This is a genomic window from Microbispora amethystogenes (assembly GCF_016863015.1).
Classification (GTDB): domain Bacteria; phylum Actinomycetota; class Actinomycetes; order Streptosporangiales; family Streptosporangiaceae; genus Microbispora; species Microbispora amethystogenes.
Genome location: NZ_BOOB01000001.1, coordinates 147,380 through 157,138 on the forward strand (window position 1 = coordinate 147,380; position 9,759 = coordinate 157,138).

The 9,759-nt window shown below is 73.8% G+C and carries 9 protein-coding genes; 5 read left to right on the plus strand and 4 right to left on the minus strand.

What is annotated here, in order from left to right; genetic code table 11:
* Positions 1-44 precede the first annotated feature (44 nt).
* Both Mam01_RS00665 and Mam01_RS00670 read right to left on the minus strand, forming a co-directional pair.
* Positions 45-2,429, minus strand: a complete 2,385-nt coding sequence (locus Mam01_RS00665) for a helicase-associated domain-containing protein (RefSeq protein WP_204283318.1) — start codon at positions 2,427-2,429, stop codon at positions 45-47.
* Positions 2,430-2,802: 373 nt separating this feature from the next.
* Entirely contained in the window at positions 2,803-3,312 is a 510-nt protein-coding gene (locus Mam01_RS00670; protein WP_239100914.1) for an ATP-binding protein, read from the minus strand.
* A 154-nt stretch (positions 3,313-3,466) separates the two neighbouring features.
* Here Mam01_RS00670 and Mam01_RS00675 point away from each other — a divergent pair, with 154 nt between their 5' ends.
* The 3 genes from Mam01_RS00675 to Mam01_RS00685 all read left to right on the plus strand — a co-directional run bounded on the left by Mam01_RS00675 (position 3,467) and on the right by Mam01_RS00685 (position 4,944).
* Positions 3,467-4,333: a Sco1979 family transcriptional regulator gene (locus tag Mam01_RS00675; protein WP_507762921.1), complete on the plus strand. Its 867-nt coding sequence runs from the start codon at positions 3,467-3,469 to the stop codon at positions 4,331-4,333.
* Complete coding sequence (locus tag Mam01_RS00680) at positions 4,334-4,567, plus strand: DUF397 domain-containing protein (protein WP_111700033.1); 234 nt, start codon at positions 4,334-4,336, stop codon at positions 4,565-4,567.
* 101 nt (positions 4,568-4,668) lie between these two features.
* Complete coding sequence (locus tag Mam01_RS00685) at positions 4,669-4,944, plus strand: hypothetical protein (RefSeq protein WP_111700034.1); 276 nt, start codon at positions 4,669-4,671, stop codon at positions 4,942-4,944.
* 61 nt (positions 4,945-5,005) lie between these two features.
* On the opposite strand, the gene Mam01_RS00690 is transcribed toward Mam01_RS00685, so the two are convergent.
* Positions 5,006-5,587, minus strand: a complete 582-nt coding sequence (locus Mam01_RS00690; RefSeq protein WP_204283323.1) for a histidine phosphatase family protein — start codon at positions 5,585-5,587, stop codon at positions 5,006-5,008.
* Positions 5,588-5,876: 289 nt separating this feature from the next.
* Between Mam01_RS00690 and Mam01_RS00695 the strand changes: the two genes are divergently transcribed.
* Together Mam01_RS00695 and Mam01_RS00700 are read left to right on the plus strand one after the other, a co-directional pair.
* Positions 5,877-6,446, plus strand: a complete 570-nt coding sequence (locus tag Mam01_RS00695) for a hypothetical protein (RefSeq protein ID WP_204283325.1) — start codon at positions 5,877-5,879, stop codon at positions 6,444-6,446.
* Positions 6,447-6,787: 341 nt separating this feature from the next.
* Positions 6,788-8,194, plus strand: a complete 1,407-nt coding sequence (locus Mam01_RS00700) for a PepSY-associated TM helix domain-containing protein (RefSeq protein ID WP_204283327.1) — start codon at positions 6,788-6,790, stop codon at positions 8,192-8,194.
* Positions 8,195-8,294: 100 nt separating this feature from the next.
* Here the strand turns inward: Mam01_RS00700 and Mam01_RS00705 are convergent, their stop codons facing one another.
* A complete protein-coding gene (locus Mam01_RS00705) occupies positions 8,295-9,641 on the minus strand; it encodes an acyltransferase family protein (protein WP_239100915.1) in 1,347 nt (448 codons plus the stop codon).
* Positions 9,642-9,759 lie beyond the last annotated feature (118 nt).

Consider the following 9,759-nt stretch of genomic DNA (forward strand, 5'->3'; position numbering starts at 1 on the left):
GGACGCTGGGCGCCGCCGAGGGGAACGCGGGCGGGCCGGGGTCGTCAGGCGTTGACGACGGAGGCGATCTCGTTGAGGGGAAACTCCAGGTAGTCGCCGGCCTCCTCGCACCAGGCGTCGAGCACACCGCTGCGCAGCTCGCCGTGGCTGACCGTGGCGGTGACCCCGTCGGCGAGCGTGATGAGCGCCCGGATGTCGCGGTCGACCACGAAGCCCAGCAGCGACTGCTGGGCGGCGGGCAGCCGCGTCGCCATCCGGCCGATGACCGCCCACGTCTGGCGGGCCCGCGCCTCCCCGGCAGCCGGCCCGCCGCTGACGATCAGCCGCCGGGCGTGCTCGCGCGGGTCGGGCGGGGGTTCCAGGAGGTGCGCGGGGGGATCGAGCTCGGCGACCCGCCCGCCGGGCAGGAGGATGAGCCGCCCGCCCTGCGGCTCCCGCCTGACCGTGATCTCGCCGGTGTCGTCCACCGGCACGGGGGCGTACCCCGCCTCGCGCAGGGCGGCCAGCGTCGCCCCTGCGGGCGCCGCGCCCGCGAGCACGGTCGGCGCCAGCAGCCGCAGGCCCAGTCTGCCCAGCTTCCGGTGCGCGGCGATCTCCGCGAGCAGTGCGGGGTCGGAGCCCTGGATGATGCAGCCGACCGACGACACGGTGACCTCGCCGTGGCGCCGCGCCACGTCCCGGATCAGGTACGTCAGGGGCTGCGGAAGCGTCCCGGCCTCCGCCAGGCCGGCGATGAGCGTCTCCGCCGTGTCGCCGGCGTCGAGGGCCCGCCGTACGCTCGCGGGGCCGAACCGCCACACCGACGCCGTGCCCTGCGACTCCCGGTCGGCCGCGCGGTCGAGCAGCGCCGCGAGCTCGACCGACGGCGGGCCGGTCACCACGGCGGTGAGGTCGGCGCCGAACAGCGCCGTGCGCTGGGCGCTCGCCATGGCGTGGGTGGCGGCCGCGGCCAGCCCGGGATCGTGCTCGACCTCCGGCACGCACTCGTGGCTCTCGTTCCCGGCCACGGCGGCCAGCGGGGCCAGCGCCCGGCCGAGGCCGGTGAGCATGTCGCAGGCGGCCAGGCCGAGCAGGCGGGCCTCGTCGAGGACGGCCGCGGCGCAGTCGGCGAGCAGTTCCCGGTCGAGCAGCGGGGCCCGCCAGTGCACCCGCTGCACGAGCTCACGGAGCGTCGCGAAGGCCCTGTCCTCGGGGATCTCGGCGAGCGCGGCGAACAGGGCCCACCGGATCCTCGCGATCGTCTCGCCGGCCGGGTCGTCGCCGAGCGCGGCGGGCTGACGGCCGTCCACCCGGCGCAGCGACGAGCGCTCCATGCGCCACCAGGCCGCGAGCAGGGCGCACAGCCGCGCGGGGGCCTCCTCCAGCCGCCACGCGTCGAACCCGGCCGTCGCGGTCAGCCCGCCGGCCTCGTCGTCGACGGCGACCAGCCGGGCGACGGCGCAGACCTCCAGCAGCAGCCGGGTCTCGTCCTCCGCGCAGCCGATCTCCCTGGCCAGCCGCTTGATCTCCCGCACGCCGACCCCGCCGTGCTTGAGCAGCGGCAGCGTCGTCTTGTCGATGTTCTCCAGCAACGCCGTCGCCCGGTCGAGCACCCGCGGCGCGGCCAGGCACATCGCGTGCTCGACCGCGCCGGCGTCGGCGCCGGACGTGGCCAGATCGGGCGGGTACGGCGTGAACGGCCCGCGGTAGTCGGGCCCCCGCAGGGCCAGCGCCACCTCGCGGGGCATCTCGGCCAGGTTCCACTGGGTGCGGAAGAGCAGCCCGCGGTCGAGCGCCCACTTCTCCGGCGTGCCGGGGGTGATGAACCGGTTGCCGTCGACGCTGCGCACGGGCCCGTCCCAGGCGAAGTCGTCGAGCATGCCGAGCGTGCCGTCCGGGGCGTCGTCCAGCAGCGTTCCCAGGCGCTCGGAGTCGCCGAGCAGCGCCGTGATCCGCGCGACCACCTGACGCCTGCCGCCGTGCCCGGACAGGTCGAGCATCCGGCACACCCGGCGCAGCGCCTCGGTGCTGAGCTTCCAGGAGTCGAGGTACGCCGAGAGCGGCTCGCCCAGGCCGCAGGGCGCGGTCCACCAGCGGGCCACGGCCTTGGCCAGGGTGATCCGGCCGTCCGGGCCCGGCCACGCGACGGCGTGGTCGTAGAGGTGATCGAGCCAGGGGATGACCTCGGAGGTGCTCACCCCGAGGAAGCGGGCCAGTTCGTCCTCCGTCGGGTGCCCTCCGACGACCAGGCACGCCTGCAGGAGTTCGAGCGTAGGCAGGGGGAGGCCGCGCATGACCTCCATGACGGCGAAGGTGTCGGTCAGCCGGTGCGCCAGGGCGTCCATGCGCCGGGGCCACGGCGGTGCGATCGCGTCCGGGCGGTTGGCCAGGACGCGGGCGAGCCTGTCTTCGTCAAGACTGGTCAGCCAGCCGACTATGTGATCGTCCATAATTGATCTCTCGGGAGTCCCAGGCAGACACCGTAGTGCAGATCACAGCCTCGGCGGGGTCCGCGCACCGGTGGACAGGTCGCGGTCACGAATTCCGAGATCACGATATGTCTCCGCCGATCGGTTGGAAACGGGCGTGCTGTTGGGCCGCTCCGGCCCGATGTCTGCACATCATCGCCCGCCACGCCCACGCTTCGGGAGAGTTCCGGGGAATCCGGGCCGTCGGCCGGAGGGCGCTCCCATGCATTCCGGGCTGCACGGGAGCGCTCTTCGGCCGGCGGACCGCGATCGGCGACAGCAAGATCTAACGACGGAGTTAGGTTTTCGGAGGGCGCGTCGCCGTCCGTCCGTCTTCCCGGCTCGGGGCCGGGGCTCAGGCCGCGAGCACGGCCCATACCGCCTTGCCCTGTGGGACGAGGGGGCACCAGCCCCAGCACGCGCTCAGCGACTCCACGATGTGCAGCCCCAGCCCCCCCGGCTCGAAGGGGGAGGGGTCCCGCAGCACCGGCGCGCTCGACCCGGGGTCGGTGATCGCGCACGCCACGTGCGCTCCCCGGCGGATCAGCGACAACCGGATGACCTCCCTCGGGCGGTCGCCGGTGAGCGACATGCCGTGCCGCAGCGCGTTGGTGGCCAGTTCGGAGACGACCAGTTCCATCCCGTCGAGCAGGTCGGTCATCCGCCAGCCCGAGAGCGTCCCGGCGGCGAAGCTGCGCGCCGAGTGCACCGACTCCGCGCGGGGCGGGAGGACGAACGTGGCACTGGCGCTCGCCGTGCCGGGCTGGAGGAGGCCGCGAGCGGGCTCCGGCCACCAGCCGATGGGTGGCCACCAGTCGAGCGCCGACCAGTGAATCTGGCCACGAGTCAGGTTCGTGGACTGCACGAGATCATGATGTAGGACACTCCCGTGCATGTGCAAGAGCGAATGCACGTGCAAGCGCGTTGTGCAGGCGCTACCGTTACCCCCGACACCACTGGGACGAAGGGGGCGATCTTTGACAGACTGTGAACCAGTCCACAAAGCGGAGGAATAGCACGTGTCCATAGATCCGCCCGGATCCGGTTCCACCGTTCGGCGAATCATGCTCGGCGCGAGCCTTCGACGCCTGCGCGAGGAACGCGGTCTGACCCGTGAGGTCGCCGGCTTCCACATCCGTGCCTCGGAGTCGAAGATCAGCCGGATGGAGCTCGGCCGGGTCGGGTTCAAGACACGTGACGTCGAAGACCTGCTCACGCTGTACGGCGTCCATGACGACGACGAACGGCGTGGCCTGCTGGAGATGGTCCGCGAGGCGAACACACCCGGGTGGTGGCACAAGTACGGCGAGGTGCTGCCGAACTGGTTCGTCACCTACGTCGGCCTGGAGGAGGCCTCCAGCGTGATCCGCACCTACGAGGTGCAGTTCGTGCCCGGCCTGCTGCAGACGGCGAAGTACGCCCGCTCGGTGATCCAGCTCGGTCATCCGGACGCGACGGAGGCCACGCTCGATCAACGCGTCAACCTGCGGCTCCAGCGGCAGGAGAGGCTCACGCGCAAGGACGGCCCCCGGCTGTGGGCCGTCATCGACGAGGCCGCGCTCAGGCGGCCCATCGGAGGGAGTGCGACGATGCGGGAACAGCTCCAGCACCTGCTGGAGGTGTCCACGCTGCCCAACATCACCCTGCAGGTGATGCCCCTTCGCTACGGGATGCACGCGGCCGAGGGAGGCGCGTTCACCATCCTCCGCTTCCCGGACTCCGATCTTTCGGACGTGGTCTACGTCGAGCAGCTCTGGGGTGCGCTCTACCTGGACAAACGTGAGGACATCGATCCCTACCTCACGGCCATGGAGCAGCTGTGCGTGGAGAGCACCACGCCTGGCGGCACCGCCGAGATCCTCGGCGATCTTCTCAGAGAGACATGAATGCAGACATATAACGGGATGCCCGCAACCGACCTCTCCGGGGTCACCTGGCGGAAGAGCGCCCACAGCAACTCGACCGGCAACTGCGTGGAACTGGCCGAGCTTCCCGACGGCAGTGTGGCCGTGCGGAACTCGCGGTATCCCGAGGGGCCGGCCCTCATCTACACGCGGGACGAGATCCGGGCCCTGGTGCTCGGGGTCAAGGACGGCGAGTTCGACGGCCTCCTGGTGTAACCCTCTGTTCACTCGCTTCTCGCGGGCGTAACACCACAAGGCGGACGCCGTAACAAGGATCCGGCACATTGGACCCCAGGAGAATCGCAAGGGGGGACCTCGTGCTGGAGCAGATGACTCTTTACCCGGTGGCCGACGACGTGCTCTTCGCACCCGGCGGCCGCGTGGTTATCCGCACCTACGGCGTCGCCTCCCCGGCCGACCCGCAGGACGGGCGGCCCAGGGCGGTCGCCTACCGGACCTGGGTCACCGGGGTGCGGGAACAGCCCAGATACTGGCGGTGGGGGCACTTCGAGGACGCCCGCCACGGCCACCGCAAGGTCCTGGAGTGGCTGACCGGCCGAGGGCCGCAGCCTCAGCCGGTCGCCCAGAGCTGACTCAGGCCCGACTCAGGGCCCGACTCAGGGCTCGGCTCAGGGCTCGGTTTTGGCGTCCGGCTCACACGGGGGCGTTCCAGCGGAGCAAAACGGGTTCGTCCCCGTGCTCGTGGCCCAGCACCGAGTACGTCCCGGTGTCGAGGCGGAGATATCTGCCGTGGGCGGGCGGCAGGCCGAGCCAGCGGGCCGTGAGCACGCGCAGGATGTGCGCGTGCGCGACGACCAGCACGTCGCCGTCCGTGGAGCGGATCCGGGCCAGGACCTTGTCCGCCCGCTCCCCGACGCGCTCGACGGTCTCGCCCGGGTGGGCCTCGTCGCCCGGGACGACGCCGTCCCGCCAGACGTACCAGCCGGGGTGCGAGTCGCGGATGTCCGCGGTGGTCACGCCCTCGTAGCCGCCGTAGTCCCACTCCCACAGATCCGGGTCGACCTCGTACGAACCGGCGCCGGCCAGTTCGGCCGTACGCCGGGCCCGGCGGGCGGGGCTGACGAGGACCTGGGCGAACGACCGGCCCGCCACCAGGCGGGACAGGGCGCGCGCCTGCTCCTCGCCGTGCGGGGTGAGCGGGACGTCGGTGCGGCCCGTGTGCCTCCCGGCCTTGCTCCACTCGGTCTCGCCGTGTCTCAGCAGGATGACGTTCATAGGACCTCACCCTTGCCGACGCGCCGCGCTCCAACCGCACCGCCCCCGCCGGAAGCCCGGCCCCGGGGGTCCTGGGCCGCCGTCCGGCGGCCGATGCACGTGCATACGACCTTCTCGCCGGTGCCGGTCCAGGCGTGAACGTTTCAGGAGTGCCACCGGGCGTGCCCTCGGGTGTCATATGCGGTGGACGTCGTCCGCGCCGCCGTGGCCGAAAACGGACAGACATAGTCGAGCGCATCCAAACAAGTCAAGGATGGTGACGACGCCCGGGCTCTGCCAGGATTGCGCCGTGTCCACCGGCCGGCCGTCCCTGCGCGCGTTCCGCGCCGCGGTGTTCGCGGCCGCGTGCGTGCTGGTCTCGGCCGCGCTGCACATGCTGGCCGGAGGGGCTCCCGTGCGTGCCGGCGCCCTCGTCGCCGCGCTGGCGCTGACCTGGCTGGGCGCTTTCCTGCTCGCGGCCCGGCGGCGTGGCATGGACGTCCTGCTGGGCGCGTGCTTCGCCGCGCAGTACGGCCTGCACCACCTGTTCACCCTCGGCGCCGCGCACGAGCCGGCGACCATGTGGACGGGGGAGCACGGCACCGGGCTGGGCATGCTGCTGATCCACGCCGCGACGGCGGTCCTGTCCGCCTGGGCCCTGGAACGCGGCGAGTCGGCGCTGGCCCTGATCGTGCACCTGGCCGTCACACCCGTGCGGCGGCTGTGGACCCTGGCCGTCGTCCTCGCGGGCCCGCCGACCGGCGCCGCGCCGCTCCCCTCGGGCGTCCTCGGGCGGTTCTCCCTTCCGCTCCCGCGCCGAGCCGACTTCGCCGTGGTGGTCGCCCGGCGTGGTCCGCCTTCGGTCCTCTCCGTTCTCTGATCCGGGCTCGCCCCTCCGGGGGCGGCGGCCGCCGACATGCCGCACGCCCGTTCCCAGCCGCCCTGAACCGCGCACCGCGCGGTCGCGGCTCGTGTCCGGCACGCACGCCCCGCCGCGGGTGTCCCGGGTGACCGCCTCGCCGCACCGGCCCCCCTGCGCCATTCCTCCGGGACGCGCGCAGGGCCGGAGCCGCCGGCCGGGGCTCCGCTCCGGCCTCCTCTGCCGTGAGGCGCGTCATTTGGGCCCCCTTGTGAGGGGCGGCGGTCGCCGGACAACTCCCCCCATGCCCTGGTGAGGCGTGCCCGCGGGCGCGCGCTCACGGCCGAACGGAGAAACCTCCCATGACCTCGACCACCGACGTCCATCCCGTCGCCGACCCCCCGCGGCCTCCCCGCCGCAGACGCGCGAACTGGGCGGCGCTGCGCCCCCTCGTGGTCCGCCTGCACTTCTACGCCGGAATCCTGATCGCCCCCTTCCTGCTCGTCGCGGCTGCCACGGGCCTGCTGTACGCCGCCTCCTTCCAGATCGAGGACGTCGTCTACCGGCACGAGCTGACCGCGCCGGTGAGCCGGACCGCCGTCCCCCTGAGCGAGCAGGTCGCCGCGGCCGGCCGGGCGCTGCCCGAGGGGAAGGTCGCCGCGGTGCGGCCCGCGGCCGAGCCCGGCCTGACCACGCGCGTGCTGTTCGACGTGCCGGACCTGCCGGAGAGCACCCGGATGGCGGTTTTCGTCGATCCCGGGACGGGTCAGGTGCGCGGCACCCTGGAGAGCTACGGCGGCTCCGGGGCGCTGCCCGTGCGCGCCTGGATCTCCGACCTGCACCGCCGCCTGCACCTCGGCGAGCCCGGCCGGATCTACAGCGAGCTGGCCGCGAGCTGGCTGTGGGTGGTCGCCCTCGGCGGGCTCGCGCTGTGGCTGACCCGGCGCCGCCGGGACGGCCGCCGCCTGCGCGGCCTGTTCACCCCGGACCGCGCCGCGAGCGGGTCGCGCCGCACGCTGTCCTGGCACGGCTCGGTGGGCCTGTGGGCGCTGCTGGGCGTGCTGTTCCTGTCCGTCACCGGTCTGACCTGGTCGAAGTACGCCGGGGACAACATCGCCGCGCTGCGCACGACATTCGGCTGGGAGACTCCGGCGATCAACACCGATCTCGGTGCGCACGCCGGGCACTCGGGACACGCCGGGCAGGCCGCGGGCGGCGGACAGGCCGGCGCCACCGCGGACGTGGGCATCGACCAGATCACGCGGGCGGCGGCCTCCTGGCGGCTGTCCGGCCCGCTGGAGGTCGTCCTGCCGAGCGAGCCCGGGTCGGCGTACGTGGTCAAGGAGATCCGCAAGACCGCTCCCACGCGCCTGGACCAGATCGCTTTCGACCCGGCGACCGGGCGGGTCGTGGGCGAGCTGAGGTTCGCCGACTATCCGCTGGCCGCCAAGCTCACCGAATGGGGCATCGACGCCCACATGGGTCTGCTCTTCGGCCTGGCCAACCAGATCGTCCTGGCCGCGATCGCCGCCGGGGTCGTCACGCTGATCGTGCTGGGCTACCGGATGTGGTGGCGGCGCCGCCCGACCCGCGGCTTCGGCCGGCCCTACCCCCGGGGCGGCTGGCGGGGCCTGCACTGGGGAGTCCTGGTGCCGCTGGCCCTGCTCACCGCCGTGATCGGCTACTACCTGCCCCTGATGGGCATCTCCCTGGCCGCGTTCCTGGTGATCGACGTCCTGCTCGGGCTCCGCGCCAGGTCGGCACGCTGACTCCCTGAACCGCCACGACGGCGTCGCGCCGGGCCGGTCCACCTGATGGGGGCCGGCCCGGGCGACGCCGCGCCTCGCCATGGCACGCGCCGGCAGGAGGTCATCCACGCGGCGGAGCGGCGGCCGCGGGCCGGCTGACCAGGAACAGGCCCCCGAGCAGGGCGACGGACGCGATCACCGGCGCCGGCCCCGGTGCGAAGCCGGTCACCGTGAGGGTGAGCAGCGCGCCGCCGACGAGCGGCACGGCGACCGCGACGTGCCGGCCGGCGGCGGCTCCCGCCGGCTCCTCCCACCGGCCGAACAGGGCGGTGAGCCCGAGCAGGACCGGCGCGAGGGCGGCCATCCACAGCGGGACACCGCTCCACCAGGCCGCCGAGCCGGGGAGCGGGGTGGCCAGCCCGAACCCGATGGTCGCGACCCCGGCGACGGAGACGAGCGCGGTCATGTGCCACAGGTAGACGGTCATCATGCGCGGCGCGAGCGCGGTGAGCACCGCCTCGGCGCGGGGCCGGCGGGCCAGCGCGTTCAGGGCGGGGCGCAGCAGCATCGCCAGACCCAGCTGACCGGCGAAGAGCGCGAGCAGGCACGCGCTCGGCGGGGCCATGTTCGAGACCGCGCCGGGCATCCCGATCATGCTGGCGGGGTACGGCCCGGCCGCCACGAGGGCCGCCACCATCGCGAACCCCGCGCCCGCGAGTGCCGCCGCGCGGCGTCCCCGCAGCCACTCCAGGCCGCCGTCGGCGTAGCGGAACCCGACCTGGTGGACGGTCAGCCAGACGAACGCGACGTTGAGATAGCCGGCGGCCTCCAGCCCCGAGAAGCGGACCAGGTCGGTCAGCACCGCGCCGCCCGCCAGCACCGGCAGCGCGACCCCGGCCCGTACGCGCAGCAGGCGGGGCGTGGCCACCACCGCGAGCAGGTAGACGGCGAGGAACCACAGCAACTGGCCGACGGTCCGCGCGGCCATCTCGACCGGCTGCGGGGGCACGCCGAGCGCCGTCAGGAGGTGGGGGAGCGGCAGCCAGACGGCCGCGAGCGGCGCCACCGGCCAGGCCAGGCGGCGCACCCGCCGCGCCGTCCACTCCCGGGCCGTCCGTCTCTCCGCGCTCGACCGCCGCGCCGTCCCACCCCGGGCGGCCCGGCCGGTCTCGCCCGCGTCCGCCGGGCCCGCGCGGCGTGCCGCGGACCGGAAGCTGATCGCGTTGGCCGCGCCCCCGGCGAAGAAGACCAGCGGCATCACCTGGGAGATCCAGGTGATGAACGGCGCCGCCGCCAGGGCGTTGCCCGTGGTCAGCCGTCCTCCGGCGTACGACAGGACCGGCATCGCCCAGTGCTGGGCGACCACGAGGACCATCCCGAAGACGCGCAGGACGTCGATGAAGCGGTCCCTGGGCCCGGGAGCGGCGGGGGCCCGCACGGGGGCGGGCGGAAACATGGTCAGGGACACAGGGGGCCGCCTTCGGTCGTCGGTCGTCGAGCTAGAGCCCGGCCGGAGCGGTGGGTGGTCGCGACCACCCGATCCGGCGCCGGCCGGGGGAGAAGAGCCCGGGGAGGGCCCGGGGGAG